This window comes from Shinella agrisoli, assembly GCF_046557955.1.
In the GTDB taxonomy this organism is placed as follows: Bacteria; Pseudomonadota; Alphaproteobacteria; order Rhizobiales; family Rhizobiaceae; genus Shinella.
Window position 1 is genome coordinate 13295 of sequence record NZ_JBJIEP010000034.1, and the last position, 19055, is coordinate 32349.

At 68.4% G+C, this 19055-nt stretch carries 16 protein-coding genes; 9 read left to right on the forward strand and 7 right to left on the reverse strand.

Annotation, left to right across the window (positions count from 1 at the left end; genetic code table 11):
* Nucleotides 1–51: 51 nt before the first annotated feature.
* On the reverse strand, nt 52–891 hold the full coding sequence (locus ACIIOY_RS24615; RefSeq protein ID WP_411037320.1) for an ABC transporter substrate-binding protein: 840 nt from the start codon (nt 889–891) through the stop codon (nt 52–54).
* Nucleotides 892–1118: 227 nt separating this feature from the next.
* Here ACIIOY_RS24615 and ACIIOY_RS24620 point away from each other — a divergent pair, with 227 nt between their 5' ends.
* Nucleotides 1119–2189, forward strand: coding sequence for a LacI family DNA-binding transcriptional regulator (locus ACIIOY_RS24620; RefSeq protein ID WP_411037321.1), 1071 nt, complete (start codon nt 1119–1121; stop codon nt 2187–2189).
* Between the two features lie 13 nt (nt 2190–2202).
* Here ACIIOY_RS24620 and ACIIOY_RS24625 read toward each other — a convergent pair whose 3' ends face one another.
* The 3 genes from ACIIOY_RS24625 to ACIIOY_RS24635 form a co-directional block, all read right to left on the reverse strand.
* The gene (locus ACIIOY_RS24625; protein ID WP_411037322.1) at nt 2203–4251 is read right to left on the reverse strand and encodes an oxidoreductase; all 2049 of its coding nucleotides are present in this window, start codon (nt 4249–4251) and stop codon (nt 2203–2205) included.
* A 10-nt stretch (nt 4252–4261) separates the two neighbouring features.
* Nucleotides 4262–5101 carry a sugar phosphate isomerase/epimerase family protein gene (locus tag ACIIOY_RS24630; protein ID WP_411037323.1) on the reverse strand — a complete coding sequence of 280 codons (840 nt, stop codon included), beginning with the start codon at nt 5099–5101 and terminating at the stop codon, nt 4262–4264.
* 109 nt (nt 5102–5210) lie between these two features.
* The gene (locus ACIIOY_RS24635; protein WP_411037324.1) at nt 5211–6701 is read right to left on the reverse strand and encodes an FAD-dependent oxidoreductase; all 1491 of its coding nucleotides are present in this window, start codon (nt 6699–6701) and stop codon (nt 5211–5213) included.
* A gap of 137 nt (nt 6702–6838) precedes the next feature.
* On the opposite strand from ACIIOY_RS24635, the gene ACIIOY_RS24640 reads away from it, so the two are divergent.
* From ACIIOY_RS24640 to ACIIOY_RS24650, 3 genes are read left to right on the forward strand one after another with little or no spacing between them, the layout of a single operon-like run.
* Complete coding sequence (locus ACIIOY_RS24640) at nt 6839–7840, forward strand: SIS domain-containing protein (RefSeq protein ID WP_411037325.1); 1002 nt, start codon at nt 6839–6841, stop codon at nt 7838–7840.
* Nucleotides 7841–7858: 18 nt separating this feature from the next.
* Complete coding sequence (locus ACIIOY_RS24645; RefSeq protein ID WP_411037326.1) at nt 7859–8569, forward strand: GntR family transcriptional regulator; 711 nt, start codon at nt 7859–7861, stop codon at nt 8567–8569.
* A gap of 11 nt (nt 8570–8580) precedes the next feature.
* Nucleotides 8581–9519: an ornithine cyclodeaminase gene (locus ACIIOY_RS24650; RefSeq protein WP_411037327.1), complete on the forward strand. Its 939-nt coding sequence runs from the start codon at nt 8581–8583 to the stop codon at nt 9517–9519.
* Between the two features lie 4 nt (nt 9520–9523).
* Here the strand turns inward: ACIIOY_RS24650 and ACIIOY_RS24655 are convergent, their stop codons facing one another.
* The 3 genes from ACIIOY_RS24655 to ACIIOY_RS24665 form a co-directional block, all read right to left on the reverse strand.
* The gene (locus ACIIOY_RS24655) at nt 9524–10312 is read right to left on the reverse strand and encodes an amino acid ABC transporter ATP-binding protein (protein ID WP_411037328.1); all 789 of its coding nucleotides are present in this window, start codon (nt 10310–10312) and stop codon (nt 9524–9526) included.
* Nucleotides 10312–11235: an amino acid ABC transporter permease gene (locus ACIIOY_RS24660; protein WP_411037329.1), complete on the reverse strand. Its 924-nt coding sequence runs from the start codon at nt 11233–11235 to the stop codon at nt 10312–10314. Before ACIIOY_RS24660 ends, ACIIOY_RS24655 begins: the two co-directional genes overlap by 1 nt.
* A gap of 68 nt (nt 11236–11303) precedes the next feature.
* A complete protein-coding gene (locus tag ACIIOY_RS24665; protein WP_411037330.1) occupies nt 11304–12149 on the reverse strand; it encodes an ABC transporter substrate-binding protein in 846 nt (281 codons plus the stop codon).
* Nucleotides 12150–12413: 264 nt separating this feature from the next.
* On the opposite strand from ACIIOY_RS24665, the gene ACIIOY_RS24670 reads away from it, so the two are divergent.
* The 5 genes from ACIIOY_RS24670 (at nt 12414) to ACIIOY_RS24690 (ending at nt 18997) form a co-directional block, all read left to right on the forward strand.
* Nucleotides 12414–13502 carry a LacI family DNA-binding transcriptional regulator gene (locus tag ACIIOY_RS24670; RefSeq protein WP_411037331.1) on the forward strand — a complete coding sequence of 363 codons (1089 nt, stop codon included), beginning with the start codon at nt 12414–12416 and terminating at the stop codon, nt 13500–13502.
* 125 nt (nt 13503–13627) lie between these two features.
* The gene (locus tag ACIIOY_RS24675; protein WP_411037332.1) at nt 13628–14515 is read left to right on the forward strand and encodes a PfkB family carbohydrate kinase; all 888 of its coding nucleotides are present in this window, start codon (nt 13628–13630) and stop codon (nt 14513–14515) included.
* 148 nt (nt 14516–14663) lie between these two features.
* Nucleotides 14664–15173 (forward strand): RNA polymerase sigma factor, encoded by a 510-nt coding sequence (locus tag ACIIOY_RS24680; protein WP_411037333.1) that lies wholly within the window; start codon nt 14664–14666, stop codon nt 15171–15173.
* A gap of 96 nt (nt 15174–15269) precedes the next feature.
* A complete protein-coding gene (locus tag ACIIOY_RS24685; RefSeq protein WP_411037334.1) occupies nt 15270–16193 on the forward strand; it encodes a FecR family protein in 924 nt (307 codons plus the stop codon).
* 107 nt (nt 16194–16300) lie between these two features.
* Nucleotides 16301–18997 carry a TonB-dependent receptor gene (locus ACIIOY_RS24690; protein ID WP_411037335.1) on the forward strand — a complete coding sequence of 899 codons (2697 nt, stop codon included), beginning with the start codon at nt 16301–16303 and terminating at the stop codon, nt 18995–18997.
* Nucleotides 18998–19055: the final 58 nt, after the last annotated feature.

The following is a 19055-nucleotide window of genomic DNA, read 5'->3' on the forward strand; positions in this document are numbered from 1 at the left end:
GGCCCTTCGGGGAAAAGGCCGGCCCGGCCGCGGCCGGGCCGGCAGCCGGCATCAGGTCTTGGGGAGGTATTCGGCCGGCATCGGCGTGCCGGGGAACCACTTCTCGTGGATCTTCTTCCAGGTGCCGTCCTGCATGGCCTCACGCAGCGCCTTGTTCAGCGCCTCGCGCAGCTTGTCGTTGCCCTTGCGCACGACGAAGCCGGCCGGCGCGTCGAAGCTCGGGATGTTGACGGCGATCTTCAGGTCGGGATAGCGGCCCGAATAGTCCTTCGCCGCCTCGTAGTCGAGGAAATGGGCATCCACGGTGCCGTTGTTGAGCGCGGCCACCGCGGAATTGTTGTCGGGGAACTTGACGAGGTCGGCGCCCGTGAAATTCTTCTGGGCGTAGATCTCCTGCAGCGTGCCCTGCACGACGCCGAGGCGCTTGCCCTGAAGGCCGGCGGCGTCCTTGGTCGCGGCGTCCGGCGTCAGGACCGACAGGTAGCCGGCGAGATACCCGTCCGTGAAATCGACGGTCTCCTTGCGCTTGTCCGTCGTGCCGATCGCCGCCGCCGCGACGTCGAAGCGGCTGTTGGCGACCGACGGCATCAGCGCGGCGAATTCCTGGCCGGTGAAGATCACCTGCTCCTTCTTGAAGCCGATGCGCTCGGCGACGTTAAGGAAGAGCTCGATGTCGAAGCCGGTGAAGGTGCCGTCGGAGGTGGTGAAGGCATAGGGCTTGGCATCGCCCATCGTACCGACGCTGATGACGGCGGGGTCGATCAGGCCGAGGGGGTTGTCCTCGGCAAGCGCCGGCATCGAAAGGCCTGCGGCAGCAAGGCCGACGGCGAGCGCGACGGCGGCGGCGCGCACGCGGGCAAGCGGTGACGGTATCGTCATGGAAAATCGCATGGTTCAGTCTCCTCTGGTGGTGGTGTCAGCGATGTCTTCACGGCGCACGGGTCCCACCCGGACGGCGGCATGTCCCGCGCGTCCGGCCCATGCTCATTGCATGCCGGGATTCTTGTCTTCTCATTTTGAGACCGGTCTCAAATTGAAAGAGACCGGTCTCTTTGACTTTTGGCAATTGTTATCTTCGCATTTGCCAGTCGTCAATATCTCTTGTAAGGCTAGCGCCCATGGACCAGAGCCCTCCCCGTTCCGCCTCCGCCACGGTCGCCGACGTCGCGCGCAAGGCGGGCGTGTCGAAGGCCACCGCCGCGCGCGTTCTGGGCGGCTACGGCACGGTGAGCGACCGGGTGCGCGACGCCGTGACGGCCGCGGCCCGCGCCCTCGACTACCAGCCCAACGAGCTTGCCCGCAGCATGACGACCGGCCGCTCCGGCACGATCGGCGTCGTCGTGGGCGATATCGAGAACCCGTTCTTCAGCCTCGCCATGCGGGGGATCACCGATGTCGCACGCCAGGCCGGCTTCACGGTCGTCCTCATCAATTCCGGCGAGGACGCCGACGCCGAGAAGGCCGCGATCCGCACCCTGCTCGCGAAACGGGTCGACGGCCTCATCGTCTCGCCCGCCAAGGAGAGCGATGTCGGCCACCTCAGGGAGGCCGCCCGCTCCGGACGGCCGCTCGTGCTGCTCGACCGCGGCAGCGAGGCGCTCGACGTCGACACGGTGATCGCCGACGACCGGCACGCCGCCGAGGGCATCACCCGCCGGCTCGTCGCGCTCGGCCACCGCCGCATCGCCTATCTCACCGCCTGCGACACGCCGGACCACCGCTTCCGCACGCCGGCCGACATCAACACCGGCTCGGTGCGCCGGCGCATCGAGGGCTTCCTCGGCATCTGCCGGGACGCGGGCCTTGCGGCAATGGAGAACTGGGTGCATGTCGGCGCGGTGACGCCGGAGCACACGCGCCGCATCGCCGCGGCGATGCTCGAAGCGCCGGAGCGCCCGACGGCGATCATCGCATCGGACAGCGTGATCGGGCTCGATGTCTTCAAGGTGTGCCGCGCGCGCGGCCTCGACATTCCGGGCGACCTGTCGCTGGTCTCCTTCCACGATGCGGACTGGACATCCGTCACGACGCCGCCGGTCACGGTCGTGCGCCAGCCTGTCTACAGCCTCGGCGAGACGGCGGCGAGGCTCTTGGTCGAGCGGCTGAACGGCAGCGCCGCGGAGGCGAGCCGCGTCGTCCTCAAGACGGAGGTCATCGAGCGCGCCTCCGTCGCAGAGGCCCCCGCCTGATCGCCGCACGCGCTCAGAACTGCACGCCCAGCCGCAGCGCATCCAGCATGGCCGCGTGGACGGAGCGGCTGCTCACCGCATCGCCGATCCGGTGCAGCTCGAAACCGCCGGCCGGCCGGGCGCGCAGCGCTGCGGGGCCAACGAGGGTTTCGATCTCCGTCACGCCGTCGTTCACCGAGAGGGGCCGCAGGTCGTCGAAGAGGTCGCTCACCGGGATCGTGCCGTGCTCGATAATGACCTGCGCATGGCTTGAGCGCCGTTCCCGGCCCGTCAGCAGGTGGCGCAGCACCGCCTCGCGCCGCCCGTCCCGCGCGGTGACCGACACCAGCTCGTGTTCCAGCAGAACCGTCACATCGTGCGCCGCGAGCGCCTTGCGGTAAGTGATGCCCGAATGATGCTCCATCTCCGGCGCCACGGAGGGATCGCGGGCGACGAAGGTCACGGCCTTGCCCGCCGCGGCGATCTCGGCGGCGAGCGAGGGCGCGGGATGACGGCCGGTCGCGTCATAGACCAGCACGTCGTCCGCGACCTGCGCCGGGTTGCCGAGCGCGTCGAAGACGCTGAGACAGAGCCCGCTCCCCGCGACGGGACCGAAATCCGGAATGCCGCCGGTCGCCAGGAGCACGAGGTCGGGCGCCTCGGCCAGGACGTCCGCCGCCTCGGCATAGGCGTTGAGCCGGACCTCCACGCCGAGCCGCTCCAGCTCTGAAACGCGCCAGTCGACGATGCCGGCGAGATCGCGCCGAAGACGCGCCTTCGCGGCGAGGACGAGCTGGCCGCCGAGCCGGTCGGCCGCCTCCAGCAGCACGACGCGGTGCCCCCGCTCGGCCAGCACCCGCGCGGCCTCCAGCCCCGCCGGCCCGCCGCCGACGACGACCGCCCGCCGCCCCGCCTGCGGCGAGCGCTCGATCACCTGCGGCAGCCAGGTCTCGCGTCCGGTCGCCGGATTGTGGATGCAGTGCACCGGGCGGTAGAGACAGTGCGAGGCGCCGACGCAGGGCCGGATCTCCGCTTCCCGGCCCGCGCGCAGCTTGTTGACGATCTGCGGATCGGCCATGTGCGCCCGCGTCATGCCGACCATGTCGACGAGCCCCGCCTCGACCGCGTAGCGCGCCGTGGCGATGTCCGCGATCTTGGCGGCATGGAACACCGGCAGGCCGGTTTCCGCCTTGAACGCGCCGACCTGGCGCAGCCAGGGCGCGGAGGGGGCCGTCATGTCGGGGATGTTGTAGACGAGGAGGTTGAGGCGGGTATCGAAGCGGCCGAAGATGCAGTTGAAGAAATCGACCAGCCCCTCGCGCTCCAAAACGTTGGCGACCGCGACCGCCTCGGCGAAGCTCAGGCCGTCCGCATGGTCCTCGTCGATCGTGTAGCGGATGCCGAGCGGGTATCCCGCACCGACCGCCGCGCGGATCTCCTCATGGACCATGCGCAGGAAGCGCATGCGGTTTTCCAGCGGACCGCCGAAGGCGTCGCCGCGGCGGTTGACGAGCGGCGACAGGAACTGCCCGATGAGGTGGCCGCCGGTCATGGTCTCGATGCCGTCGAGCCCGCCCTCCTTCGCCCGCCGGGCCGCCGCACCGAATTCGCGCACGATGCGGGCGATGTCGTGGCGGTCCATCTCATGGGCGAAGGCGCGGTTGTAGTCCTCGCGGGAATGGGAGGGGCCGAGCGCCGGAAGCCAGGCGCCGACCGTGGCGTTCGCCCGCCGGCCGACATGAGAGATCTGGCACATCACCGCCGCGCCATGGCGGTGGATGCGTTCGGAAAAGGCCCGGAACGCCGGAACGACCGCATCGCTCGACACGTCGAGCTGCGTGCCGCCCCAGCTCGTATCGGCGGAGATGCGGGCCGAGCCGCCGAACATCGTCAGCGCGAGGCCGCCCTTCGCCTTCTCCTCGTGATAGCGCTGGTAGGCCTCGAGCGGATGGCCGCCCTCGTCGAGGGCGGTCTCGTGGCTGGTGCTCATGATGCGGTTGCGCAGGGTGAGCCGGCCGACCTGCAGCGGCCGCAGCAGCGGGTCGGTCCTCTCCCGCTTGCCGGGTGGCGTCCGTTCGTCCATCTCCCCCTCCCTATGCCGGGCCGAGGGCCTTGCGCATCGCCTCGACGCATTGCCTCAGGGGCGGGGTGGGATCGACATTGTATTTCCAGTTGGTCAGCTCGACCGTCAGCGACCCCTCGTAGTCCTGGCTGCGCAGATAGGCGACAAGCCCGTCGAGGTCGACGATGCCCTCGCCCCAGGCGAGATGGCTGCCGCCGGCATCCGCGTCGGTGAAATGCACGTGGGCGATCCGGCCGGCGAGATGGGTGAAGTAGTCCTCCGGCCGCTCCTTCGTCATCACGGCGCCCGCGACATCGTAGACCGCGTGCAGCGCGGGGCTTGCGAGCGTGTCCATCAGGGCGCGGATCTCCTTGGCCGAACGGACGATGTTGGCGAAGGAATCGGGCAGCGACTCCATCCAGAGATCGACGCCGAGCCTTGCCGCGCGGTCGCAGAGGATGCCCATGGAATCGACGCAGCGCTCCAGCGCCTCGGCGGCCGGCTCGTCGCGGTAGCCGCCGCCGGCCGTCACCAGCAGGGCCGGCGCGTCGCATTCGACGGCGAACTCCATCGATTCCAGGAAATAGCGCACGGACCGGTCGCGCAGTTCCCGCTCCTTCGCCGAGATGTTGACGGGGTAGATGCACTGTTCGGGCGTGAAGGCGACGATGTCGAGGCCCATGCCGCGCACCTTTCGTCCGAGCGCCCGTGCCTCGGCCAGCGTCCTGTCGCCGATGTAGAAATGCGGGGCGGCCGCCCAGAGCTCGATGCGCGAGACCCCGGTGTCGCACACGTCGGCCAGGAAACGGTCCATCGTGTGCCGGACATAATGGAAGTTCATCACGCTGATGTTGCGCTCGTCGAGTGCCATTGCAGTTCCTCCGCTCGTTGCCGCCTTCGCGGCCTTTTCAGGACAATTTCGTCATTTTATATGAGAACGCTCTCACTTCACTTCGCACGTTCGGCACCGCCTTTCCGCCTCAGCCCGTTTGCGGCCGCAGGCCGAATTCGCGGGCGGTTTCCGCGACGAAGGCGGCGACCTCGGCCGCCGTCTCCTCCGGCGTCCAGCCGAGATGCGGGGCGGCCAGGCGCGCGGCGGTCTGCGCGTGGCGAAGGCCGAGGTCCGGCTCCCAGCCGACGGACAGGCGGCGGCGCAGGATGTCCGAGAGCGTGCGGGCCTGCTCGTGCAGCACCGCATGGGCGACGGAGGCTTCGGTGACGCGGTCGAGGCCGTCGAGGGACGGGGCGGCGGGATCGAGCGGGCGCGGCGGCCCGGACGGCTTCAGCCGGCGGGAGACCGCCCGCGTGAGCCGCCGCCCGGCCTCGCGGTGGGTCATCAGCAAGCCGCCGGTGAAGGTGAAGACGTTCGGCAGCCCCTCGCCCGTGAGGTCGTGCTCCCGCACCGCCGGCGCCGAGCCCCTGCCGTCGGCTGCAAGGCTGCGCGGCCGCACGCCGGCCCAGGAATAGAGCACGTCCTCGCGGCGCGGAGAGAGGCCGGGAAAGAGCCGCCCGAGCTGGTCGAGGATTGCGGCGATCTCCGCCTCGTTCGCCCGGAAACCTTCCGGCCCGCCGTCCGAGGCGGAATCCCACGGGCCGACATAGTGCAGATCGCCCCACGGGATCAGGTAGAAGGGCGCGCCGGCGGCGGTGACGGTCTCGAAGCCGATGCCGCGCAGGTTCTCCGGCAGGCGCAGGACGATGTTCGTGCCCTTCTCGCCAATGTTCTTGCGGATATGCGGCGCGCCTGCGAGCGCGGTGACCTCGTCGACCCAGACGCCCGCGCAATTGACCACCGCGCGCGCCAGCACGTCGCGCGATCGCTCGGCCGCCGTCAGCGTCACCCGCCACAGGTCGCCCTCGCGCGCGAGCGCCGTCACTTCCGTATGGTTCAGCGCCTCCATGCCGATCGCGCGCGCCTTCATCACCGTGTCGACGACGATGCGCTCGGGCCAGCGGTACTGGTATTCCGTGAAGGTCACCGCGCCGCGGATGCCGTCGAGCCCGGCCATGCCCTTCAGCGCCGGATGCGCCCGCGCCTCGGCGGCGGACAGGATGCGCAGGTCGAGCGGCACCCGGCCGCCGTCGCTCGCCGCCATCAGCCGGAAGGCGAGCCGCGCCTTCCAGCGGGGAATGGCGTTCTCCGGCGTCAGCGGGACGATGAAGGTGACGGGCCTGACCCGCTCGGGCGCGGTGCGCACGAACTCCGCCCGCCCCTGCATGGCGCGGCGCATGAGGCTGAAGCATTCGACCGCGCTTTTCGGCCGGGCGAGAAAGGCGGCGACGGATCCGCTGGCCGCCGAGAGATAGCCGAGCCCGCAATGCTGCAGCCGCGACGTCCTGCTGGAGGTGCCCGCGCCGTAGTCGTCGCGCTCGACGAGCAGCGTGCGGTAGCCCGCCGCCGTCAGGTGCTGCCCGGCCGCCGCGGCGATGATGCCGCCGCCGACGACCACGGTGTCGTAAGTCTGGGTCACGTTCTGGTTACCTTCGGCATGCGCTTCAACGCTCGATGTGAGAACGTTCGCAAAATTTCACGACAGGTGTCAACCCCGCTTGACGCGGCAGGAAAAATTATAATACGTATTATGACGTCATATAGAAAGGTACGCCCATGCCCCTCCCCTCCGCCTTTGACGCCGGCGTCGCCGCGGCACTCTCCGCCCTCGACGCGAAATCGGTGAAGCATGTCTTCTTCGTCGCCTGCGGCGGCTCGCTGTCGATCATGCATCCGGCCAAGTTCCTGCTAGACCAGCATTCGCCGCTGCCGTCGGACGTCTACAACGCCGCCGAGTTCGTCGCCCGCGCGCCCCGCGCGCTCGACGGCAGCTCGCTGGTCATCCTCTGCTCCATGACGGGCACCACGAAGGAAACCGCCGCCGCCGCCGAATTCGCCCGCGCGAAGGGCGCGACGACCATCGGCCTCACGGTCGAGCCCGCCTCCCCGCTCGCCAAGGCGGTCGACCATGTCGTCGGCTTCGAGGCGCCCTATACGACCGGCGTGCCGATCGATGCGAAGGACAGCAACTATTCGCGGATCTACCAGATCGTCATGGGCCTCGTCGCGCTCACCGGCGGCGAGGACCTGACGGAAGCGCTGATCGAAAGCCTCCGGGCGCTCCAGCCGGCCATCGACCGCGCCCAGGCGGCCTTCGCGCCGACGTTCGAGGACTATGCCCCGCGCTTTGCCGGGGAAGACGTGATCTACACGGTCGCCAGCGGCGCGAGCTACGGCGCGGCCTATTCCTTCGCCATCTGCGTGCTGATGGAGATGCAGTGGATCAACAGCCAGGCGATCCATGCCAACGAGTTCTTCCACGGCCCCTTCGAGGTGCTGGACAAGGACCGCGCCTTCATCCTCATGAAGGGCCTCGACAGCACGCGCCCGCTCGAAGAGCGCGCCGACGAGTTCCTGCACCGCTTCGGCTCGGCCGAGAACATCCTGGTCCTCGATGCCGAAAAGCTCGACCTGACCGGCATCGACCCGCGCTTCCGCGGCAATGTCGTGCCGCTGATCTTCTTCGACACGCTCTGGCGTTTCGCCTATAAGATCGCCGACCTGCGCAAGCACGAGATGCTGGAAGCGCGGCGCTACATGAAGAAGATAGCCTACTGACCGGGCCTGGAAGGGTGGATGGACGACCAAGCACACCTCTTGCCGCTCTATGAACAGGTCCGGCGCGCGATCCTGGCCGGCATCGAAGCCGGCCAGTTCGCCGAAGGCAGCTTCCTGCCGGCCGAACCCGAGCTGATGGCGCTCTACGGCGTCAGCCGGATCACGCTCCGGCGCGCCATCGGCGAGCTTTGCGCCGACGGCCGCCTGCAACGCCAGCAGGGCCGCGGCACCGTGGTCATGCCGGGAAAGGTGCGGCAGACGCTCGTCTCGCTCTCCGGCTTTTCCGAGACCATGGACGGCCTCGGGCGAAAGGCCGGCCACCGCGTCCTCGCCCGGGACGACAATCCCGACGCGCCCGCCATCCGCGAGCGCCTCCAGGCGAAAGCCCTGATCCGCTTCGACCGCCTGCTGGAGGACGACGGCCGGCCGATGACGCTGGAGACGCTCTGGTTCGACGCGGCGCGCTTTCCGCAGGTCGTCGAGCCGGTGGCGGCGGGCGGCTCCTTCTTCACGGCGCTGCGCGACAGGGCGGGCATCGTGCCGGCCCATGCGGAGCGGCAGATCGACGTCGGCCTCGCCTCGGCCGGCGAGCGCGGCATCCTCGCGGTGACCGCCGCCCAGCCGGTCTACCGCATCGAGAAGATCGTCACCGACGGCGAGGGATGCCCCCTCGCCCTCTCGCAGCTCGTCACCCCAAGCCATCTGGTCACCTACACGATCAAGACCTGAAAGGTTCGACAATGCATGTTCTCGACGCGGCCGCCGTCCACGCGGCGCTTGACTGGCCCTTCCTGATCGAGGCGCTGCGCAAGGCGCATCTCGGGGCCATGCCCGCCTCGGACGTCGTCGTGCAATCCGACCCGGCCGGCGGCGAGGGCCAGTTCGTCACCCTGCCCGGCTGGGCGCCCGGCGGGCCGGTCGTCGTGAAGATGGTCGGCGTCTTTCCGGGGAACGCGGCCCTCGAGCCGCCGCAGCCGGCCGTCCAAGGGCTGGTGGCGCTCTTCGACGGGGCGACCGGCGCGCCGCTGCTCGCTGCCGACGGCGCGGCCATGACGGCGCGCAAGACCGCCGCCGATTCCGCGCTCGGCGCCGCCCTCCTCGCAAGGGAAGACGTGGAGAACCTGCTGATCGTCGGGGCCGGCGCGCTCGCCCCGCATTTCGCCGAGGCGCATCTTGCGGCCCGGCCCTCGCTCCGCCGGGTGACGATCTGGAACCGCACCGGGCCGCGCGCCGAGGCGGTCGCCGCGCAGCTGCGCGAAAAGGGCATCGACGCCACGGCCGGCACCGATCTCGACGGCGCGGTCGCGCGCGCCGACGTGGTGTCCTGCGTGACCATGTCGGACAAGGCGCTGGTCAAGGGCGCGCTCCTGCGGCCGGGCGCCCATCTCGACCTCGTCGGCGCCTACCTGCCGACGCTCCGGGAGGCGGACGACGCGGCGCTTTCGCGCGGCACGATCTTCGTCGACAGCCGCAACAACATGGAAGGCGGCGGCGACCTCTCGCAGGCCGTCGCGTCCGGCGCGATCACCTGGGATGCCGTGAAGGCCGACCTCTTCGAGCTCGTCCAGGGCCGGCGCGAAGGCCGCACCGGCGCCGGAGAGATCACCGTGTTCAAGAACAACGGCGGCGCGCATCTCGACCTCTTCACCGCCGCCGCGCTGTCGCAGCGGCTCGGCTGACGTCTCACGCCTCGGCCAGCACCCGCGCCAGGAAGGCCCGGGTGCGGTCGTGCTGCGGGCGCGTCAGCACGTCGACCGGCCGCCCCTCTTCGACGATCACGCCGCCGTCCATGAAGATCAGGTGGTCGGCGACGTCGCGCGCAAAGCCCATCTCGTGCGTGACGACGACCATGGTCATGCCGTCGTCGGCAAGCTGGCGCATCACGGCGAGCACCTCGCCGACGAGCTCCGGGTCGAGCGCCGAGGTCGGCTCGTCGAACAGCATGACGTCCGGCTTCATCGCCAGCGAGCGGGCGATGGCCGCGCGCTGCTGCTGGCCGCCGGAAAGCTGCGCCGGGTAATAGTCCGCGCGCTCCTTCATGCCGACGCGCTCCAGAAGCACCATCGCCTCCTCGACCGCCGCGGCGCGCGGCACGCGCTTGACGAGCACCGGCGCCTCGATGACGTTTTCCAGCACCGTCTTGTGCGGGAAGAGATGGAAGCCCTGGAAGACCATGCCCATGCGCTGGCGCTGGCGGGCGAGCTCGTTGAAGCTCATCTCGTAGAGCCGGTCGCCCTTCCAGCGCACGCCGACGGGCTCGCCGCGCAGGAAGATCGCGCCGCCGGTCGGCTTTTCGAGATAGTTGAGGCAGCGCAGCAGCGTGCTCTTGCCCGAGCCGGAGGGGCCGACGATGCAGGTCACGTCGCCGCGCATCACCGAGACGTCGATGCCACGCAGCACCTCATGGGTGCCGAAGCTCTTGCGCAGGCGCTCCACCTTCAGCAGCGGCTCGGCGGTCGTCCGGTCGTTCATCACAGGGCCTCCTGCTGGCGCGCGAAGAGCCGGAACGGGAAGAGCCCGCCCGCCTTCTTCGCGCCGGCGCGGTGTTCGGATTTCAGCCGGTGCTCGACGGCATGCTCGATCACCGTCAGCACCGTGGTGAGCACGAGGTACCAGATGGTCGCGACGAGCAGCAGCGGCACCGTCTGGTAGGTGCGGGCATAGACCATCTGGGCGGAATAGAGCAGGTCGGGCAGCGCCAGCACGGACACGAGCGAGGTGAATTTCAGCATCGAGATCGTGTCGTTGCCGATGGGCGGGATGACGATGCGCAGCGCCTGCGGCAGCACGATGCGGCGCAGCGTCTGGCCGCGCGTCATGCCGAGCGTGGCGGCCGCCTCCGTCTGGCCGACATTGACGGCCTGGATGCCGGCGCGGATCATTTCGGCCGCATAGGCGCTCTCGGTGAAGGCAAGGCCCATGATGGCGGCGCTGAACGGGGTGATGAGCTGGTTGGTGTTCCAGGAGAAGAGCTTCGGCCCGTCGAAGGGAATGCCGATGGAGATCTCGGGCAGGAGAAGCGCCAGGTTGTACCAGAAGATCATCTGGACGAGCGGCGGCACGCCGCGGAAGAACCAGATCCATCCCCAGCTGACGGCCTGGAAGACCCGGCTCGCCGACAGGCGCATGATGGCGAGCAGGATGCCGATCGCAAGGCCGAGCACCATGGCGAGGAAGGTCAGGAGCAGCGTCATGCCGAGGCCCGACAGGATGGCCGGGCTGAACATGTACTCGGCGACGACGCTCCACTGCATGTTCTTGTTGGTGACGAGCACCTGCAGGAAGACGACCGCGAGGACGGCGAGAACCGCGCCGCCGATCCAGTGGCCGATCTTCGGCACCGCGATGGGCTTGACGTCGTGGATCGAGGGGCGGTGTGGCGGTTCTTCGGGCATCGTCGTTTCCTGTGCCGGTCGCAAGCCTGCGCCCCGGCCCGGAGAAGGTCCCGGGCCGGGGAACGGTCCTAGAGGTCAGCCGGATTTTCTTCCGTGATCAGGAGCGCCTTGGTCAGCATCCCGGAATCGTCGAGACCCCACTTGGCCATGATCTTCTCATAGGTGCCGTCGTCGATCATCGACTGAATCGCATCCGTCATGACCTTGCCGAGCGGATCGCCCTTGCGCACGCCGATGCAGCTGTTGACGGGGGAGAGGACCAGTTCGGATACCTTCAGGTCCCCGGTCTGCTTGGCCATGTGGGCGAGCTTGACGGAGCCGGCGACGGTCGCCTGGGCGCGCTTCGAGCGCACGGCAAGCTCGGCCTGGGCCTGCGTGCCGTGCGTCTGCACCGTCAGCGGGTTGTCCTTGCATTCGTTGGCGTTCAGCTTCTCGACGAGCCCGAGGTCCCACGAGCCGTTCAGCACCGCGACCGTGAGGCCGCAGGCATCCGTCGCGGTCTTGATGTCGAGCGTGCTGTCGGCCGGATAGGCGAAGGAGGTGCCGATCTTGCGCTGGGAGACGAAATCGAGCGTCTTCAGGCGTTCCGCGGTGGTGCCGAAGGACGAGAAGCCCGCATCGAAGCGCTTGGACTGAAGGCCGGGGATGATGGCATCGAAGCTCGTCCCCTCGAAGGTGAAGGGCACGCCGAGGCGCTTTTCCATCTCCTTGGCGATGTCGACGCTCCAGCCCTTCAGCTGCCCGTCGGAATCGAGGAATTCGTCGGGCGCCCAGTCGTTGAAGACCGCGGCCTTGATGCCGTTGTCCTTGTATTCCTGCGGCAGGGCATCGTGCAGGGCCGGGATGACGTCGGCAAGCGCGGGCATCGCCAGCACCGCGCTCAGGATGCAACCGGCCAGAATGGACTTGAACATGACAACCTCCTTGTCGTGGCGGCCCCGGCGGGGCCGCGATTGGCGTTCTCTGGTTCCCCTTGCATTTCGTGGCGAGAACGTTCTCACATATGAGACACGGAGATTGCCCGTCCGTCAAGCACCCTCTTGAAGGGATTTATGCGGCAAAAGCGTTGAAAACCGCTATCGATCTGGTAACACCTGAAAAAAGGCCGTCGTTTTCTGCGCAATCCGCATGATGAAATTCTCATTCGGCAGGCCCGAAATGTGAGAGGGAAGTGTCAGGTGGCTCCGAAAAGCAAGGCGACGATCGCGGATGTAGCGCGCGCGGCAGGCGTTTCCACGGCGACCGCGGGGCGCGTGCTCGGCGGCTATGGCTATACCAGCGACGAGAAGAAGGAGCAGGTCCTCAAGGCCGCCCGGGATCTCGGCTATCGGCCCAACGCGCTCGCCCGCAGCCTCATCACCGGCAAGACGCGCACGCTCGGCGTCGTCGCCGGCGACATCCAGAACCCCTTCTACGCCTCGGTGCTGCGCGGCATCTCCAACGTCGCGGAGGCCAACGGCTTCGGCCTGCTCATCACCAACAGCGACGAGGCCCAGCCGAAGGAGGTCCACTCGGTCGAGCTCCTGGCGCAAAAGCAGGTGGACGGGCTGATCGTCACGCCGAGCGACACGCGCAAGGCGCGGCACCTGCACAATCTCAGGGCCATGGGCGTGCCGCTCGTCCTGATCGACCGCGCCGTTGCCGGCCTGATGGTCGACCGCGTGGCGACCGACAACATCGCCGCCGCCGAACAGGCCGTGCGCCACCTCATCGCGGCGGGGCATCGCCGGATCGGCATCGTGGCGGAGCTCGTCGACGAGGAGAGCGGCGGGCTGGACGCGTTCCTCGCGCGCGCCGTCACCGGCGATCCGATCGAGAGCGAGACGCTCTATCCGAGCTGGCAGCGCCTTCTCGGCTATATCCGCGCGCACCGGATCGAGGGCCTGCCCGTCGATCCGCGCCTCGCGCTGCGGGCCGGCAGCTATTCCGCCCTCGCCGCACAGGCGGTCGTCCCCCGGCTGATGACGGCGCCCGACCCGCCGACGGCGCTCTTCACCACCGACGGCACCATGTCCGAAGGCGCCATGCGGGCGCTCACCGAGCTGAAGCTCTCCATCCCGCAGGACCTCTCCCTCATCTGCTTCGACGACCTCGACTGGATGAGCTTCCATCGCCCCGGCATCACCACGGTCGCGCAGCCGCGCCTCGCCATGGGCGAGGCCGCGGCCCGCATGCTGCTCGAGCGCATCCGCGGCGAGGACTATCCCCCGCGCACGGTGCTGATGCCCGCCGAGCTGATCGAGCGCGGCTCCGTCGCCCGGCTCTGATCGCCCGTTTTTCCCGCGCAGATCCGGACCCGAACGGCCTTGCCGACGGAAATCGTTTGCCTTTCGCGACGCGGCCCTGTAATTGAGAGAACGTTCTCACTTCCTTCTCAGGAGAGCTTGTCCAGATGCCGCGCCCCGCCAGAATCCTCGCCTTCGGTGACAATGTGGTCGATTGCTACCGCGATGAGAACCTGATGTTTCCCGGCGGGAACTGCCTGAACCACGCCGTTTTTGCCCGCCGCGCGGGGGCCGAGACGGCCTATGCGGGCGCTGTCTGCGACGACGACGCCGGCCGCCTCATCCGCCGGGCCCTGATCGAGGAAGGCGTCGACGTCACGTCGCTGCGCATCGAGCCGGGCCAGACCGCCTATTGCGTCATCGAGACGCCGGGCGGCGACCGGGTGTTCGTCGGAGCCAATCTCGGCGTGTCGATTATCGCGCCCTCGCGGTCGGACTTCGCGCGACTGCCGGATTTCGATGCCCTCCACACCGGCCGGTCGAGCCATGTCGATGCGTGGCTGCCGCACTTCGCCGCGGCGTCGAAGGTCTCCTACGATCTTGCGACCGTCCACGACCACGGGCGCATCGCCCAGGTGGCCCCGCATTGCTTCCTCATCTCCCTGTCGGCCGGGGGCGTACCGCGCGAGGAGGCGCTGGCGCTGGCGCTGCGCGCGCGGGCAGAAGGCGCGCGCTGGAGCCTCGTCACCCGCGGCGTCGAAGGCGCGCTCCTGGCCGGAGAGCCCGGGGTGTTCGAGGCGCCCGCCCAGCCTGTGGAGGCCATCGACACGCTGGGGGCCGGCGACACCTATATCGCCAACGTCCTCGTCGGGCTGCTGGAGGGCCGCGCGCCCGCGGCGATCCTGACGGCCGCCGCCGCCGCCGCCGCGAAGACCTGCCTGACACGCGGCGCCTTCGGTCATGCGGCCCCGATGAGCGTGGATTTATCGAGCATGATGAGCTTGGAGGACATCTACCGCACGACGCGTCCCGCAAAAGCACCCGAGGAAGCCTGACCGCCGCATCACACATCTAACCCGCCGGGGGCAAGGCCATGCGGCCGCACAATGCGAAATCAAAAGGTGAGTTTGGCAATCAACTATTGTAAGACGCCGCCGCGAGGCCTATGGAGCGTGAGGGGCCGGCGGAAGATGGACGTGAGGCATGGCAAGTTACGATGACGAGATCGTTACAGCTTTTCTGCGCAACCGCTCCCGCATCAGGCGTTATCTCGAACGAAAGACCGGATCGCGCCAGGACGCCGAGGACCTTGCGCAGGAGACCTGGATCAAGCTTGCCCGCAACAGCGCCGCCGCGCTCGCCGCGCCCGTGCCCTATCTCAACCGGATCGCCCAGACGCTTGCCCTCGACCATCTTCGCGGACGAAAACGCCTGCTGACCTCCGGCGAGGTGGCGGATCTGCTGACGGTGGCGGACGAGCGCCCCGATCCCGAGCAGGTGGTCAAGCACCGCGACCAGGTGCGCCTTCTGATGCGCATCATGGAGGAGCTTCCCGAGCGCCAGCGCAAGATCCTTGTCGAGGCGCGGCTTTGCGAGCGTCGGCATGTCGACATCGCCGCCGAGCTCGGGGTCTCCGTGCGAACGGTCGAGCTGGAGATCCGCAAGGCGCTCGACTATTGCAGCAAGCGGCTACAGCAAATAAATCCGGCCTGACACTTCGGCTTTTCGGTTTTCAATCGTTGATGAGATAGTGGAACGCGGATGCACGGGCGTCCGCCGGGAAGGCTCGTCGGGAAAGAGGAACACCTATTGGACGACGATTTCGACGCTCTCAAGCGAGATGCAACGGCCTGGATCGTCCGTATCACGTCGGGTACGGCGACGACCGGTGACGCCGATGCGCTCATCGCCTGGCGCGCGCGCAGCCCCGATCACGAGCGTGCCTTCCAGGAAGCCGCGCGGCTGTGGCGGGACCTCGGCCCGGCGCTCGGCCGGGAGCGCAGGCCCTCCGTCACGCGGCGCTCGTTCCTTGCGCTCGGCGGCGTGGCGGCCGGCCTTGCCGGCGGGGCGGTCGTGATGTCGGAGCTCGGTTTCCTGCCGACGCTTTCGTCGATGCTCGCGGACTATGCGACCGCGGTCGGCGAGCAGCGGACGTTCCACCTTCCGGACGGATCGGTGGCGCTGCTCGACGGCGGCTCGGTCCTTTCGCTCGACTATTCGACCGGGACGCGGCAGCTCCGGCTTGCGGCAGGAGCGGCGGTTTTCGAGGCGAGCGGAGACGATCCGAGACCCTTCGTCGTGGAGGCCGGCGGCGGCCGCTCGAAGACCGCCGGCGCCGCCCTGTCCGTGACGCATGGGGCGGACAGCGTCGCGGTGGAATGCCTGCGCGGCGAGGTCAGCGTCGACTGTCTGGGAACGGCGGACCTGGCCGGGGGCGAGGCGATCAGCTATTCGCCGCGCGGGCTCGGCGAGAAGGTCGCCGCCGACATCGAGACCGCCGCCGCCTGGCGCAAGGGCCTCCTGATCTTCAAGGACCGGCCGCTGGGCGACGTCATCTCCGACATCAACCGCCACCGCCGCGGCAAGGTCATGCTCGCCCGCCGGTCGGTCGGCTCCTACCGGGTGTCGGGGATCTTCCACCTCGACCGGCCGGAAGAGATCCTGGCGCATATCGAAGACACGCTGAAACTCCGGCCCGTCGGGCTCATCGGCGGCATCGTCCTGCTCGTCTGAGAAAAATTCCCGAATTTACCGGCGGGAGATTCGGGTTCGCGATTTCCCATCGTTCTTATCACTAGAGGCCGCGTGTTGGGCGCGGCGACTGTGAATGGGGACATGGAATGGGTTTTCTCACCTTCGATAGACATGAACGCGGTGACGGGTATCGGCGAAGGGGCGTCGCGCTGTCCATATCGGCGGCCACGCTGGCGCTCATGCTTGCCGCACCGCCCGCCCGCGCGCAGGAGGCGGCGGACTATTCCATCTCGGCAGGCCCCCTCGATACCGTCCTTGCCCGCTTCGGCGCGGCAAGCGGCATGCAGCTGCTCTACAGCAGTTCCGTCACGCGGAACCTGCGCAGCCCCGGCGTTGCCGGCAACCTCACCTCGCAGGCCGCCCTCGACCGGATACTGGCCGGCACGGGCCTCACCTACCGCCTCGCCGGGTCGAACCGCGCGACGATCGAGCAGCCGTCGGCGGCAACCGGCGGCGTCGCCGACGGCTCGACGGTCCTCGAGCCCATCGTCGTCAGCCGGAGCGAGGGCGGGAGCTCCGTCTATTCGCCCTACGAGGCGGCGGCTCCGGTCGACTACATCTCCGAAGAGCAGATCGAGCATTTCAGGGGCTCGAGCCCTGCGGACATGTTCCGCGGAACGCCGGGCGTGCTGTCGGGCGAGGCCCGCAACGGGGCCGGATCGATCGACGTCAACATCCGCGGCATGCAGGGCATGGGACGTGTCGCGACGACCGTGGACGGGGCGGAGAACTCCCTCCAGATCTACCAGGGCTACCAGGGGATCTCGAACCGCACCTATGTCGATCCCGACCTGATCGCCGGGATCGACATCACCAAGGGCTCCGACGCCGGTTCGAGCGGCATTGCCGGCACCGTCGCCATGCGCACGCTCGACGCCGCCGACATCGTGGAGGACGGAAAGCGGTTCGGCGTGCGGGTGAAGGGCGGCTTCGGCGGCAACACCAGCAAGCCCGTGCCCGGTTCCGTCGCCGGATACAGCATGCAGAACACGCTCGGCGGCTACCCGATCGTCTCCGCCGGCGACAGCGGCATGGACCGCCCGAACCTGCTCAAGCCGACGCGCGGCTCCGGCAGCATCGTCGCGGCCATGCGGGACGAGGTCGTCGATCTTCTCGTCGGCTATGCCTATCGCAAGCAGGGCAACTACCATGCCGGCGAGCACGGCCCCTCCGCCGAGCCGGTCTATCTCGGGCCGCGGCCCTATTGCTATGTCAGCGGCACATGCGTTCCGGCCTTCGACTACAAGGACTACGTGGAGAATGGCGGGCTTGCCAACTACCGCGCCGGCGAGGAGGTCCTGAACACGCAGCTGGAGACCAAGTCCTTCCTGGCGAAGGGAACGGTCCGCTTCGGCGACGGCCACAGCATCCGCCTCGGCTATACCGGGTTCCGCAGCGAGGCGGGCGACCTGCTGGCCTCGGCGCTCGGCAGCGACGTGTCGCGCGCCACGCAGCAGAAGCAGACGTCGGGGACCAAGCTCGACACCGGCACCTTCCGCTACCGCTGGGATCCCGACGAAAACGACCTGATCGATCTCACCGCGAACCTCTGGGTGACCAGCCTCGAGCTGCGCAACCCGGCACGCAACGCCTATGGCGTGCGCCCGGAGACATTGGGCCTGCCGAGCGACTTCCGGCCCGGCTCCGACACGCTGATGTGGGGCGCGGAGGTGACGAACAAGAGCGCCCTGACCTTCGACTACGGCACGCTGGACCTCACCTACGGGCTTTCCTACCGGAGCGAGGACACGAAGCCGAGCGCCTATACGGACATCATCGAGGGCTGGCTCAATCTGCGCGATGCGCGCCGGGAAGAGGCCGCGAGCTTCGTCAAGGCGGCGTATACGCCCGTCGACTGGCTGACGCTCAACGGCGGGATTCGCTATTCCCACTACTGGTCCAAGGACCGCCGCACCGTCGCCAACAGCCCGGACCAGCTGAATTCCAAGCCAAACCGGCAAGAGGGCGGCTTCAGCCCGTCCGTCGGCCTCACGCTCGAGCCGATCGACGGGTTCCAGCTCTACGCGAACTATTCCAATGCGCTGCGCTTCCCCTCGCTCTTCGAATCGGTCTCGGCCTTCACCATCATCCCGAACCCCGCCCTGGGGCCGGAGCGGGCGAGCAACTGGGAGATCGGCGCCAATCTGCGCCACGACGGGCTTTTCACCGAAGGCGACGTCGCCATGGTCAAGCTCGGCTACTTCAACTGGAACATCGACGACTATGTCGCCCGCGCCTTCCGCGCGTTTCCGGGCAACGGCTATACCTGGTACGGCATGCAGGTCTACAACATCGACCGCGCGCGCTTCTCGGGGCTGGAGCTTTCCGCACGCTACGAGAACGGCGGCTTCACCGCCCAGCTCGGCGCGAGCTACTATCTGAACGTCGAGTTCTGCCAGCTGAACGGAATATGCGAAGACAAGACGATGTATGGCGACTACGCGACCAATCACGTGCCGCCGGAATATTCCGTCGACCTCACGCTCTCGCAAACGTTCCTCGACGACCGGCTGACGGTGGGCGGGCGCGTTTCCCATGCCGGGCCGCGCGCGATCGGCCATGGCCAGGTGACCGCACAGGGCCTCAGCCAGTTCATCAGCGCCATCAACTGGAAGCCCTATACGCTCGTCGACGTCTTCGCCGACTACAAGATCAACGAGAACTTCACGGCGAGCTTCCGCGTCGAGAACCTGTTCGACCGCTACTATGTCGACCCGCTCGGGCTCGTCCAGCAGCCCGGACCCGGCCGGACATTCTATGCCTCGCTGACGGCGAAGTTCTAAAGACGCGGCCGGCAATCCCTCAAGCGGACGGGCTCCTGCGCGCAGGCAAGCCACGCAA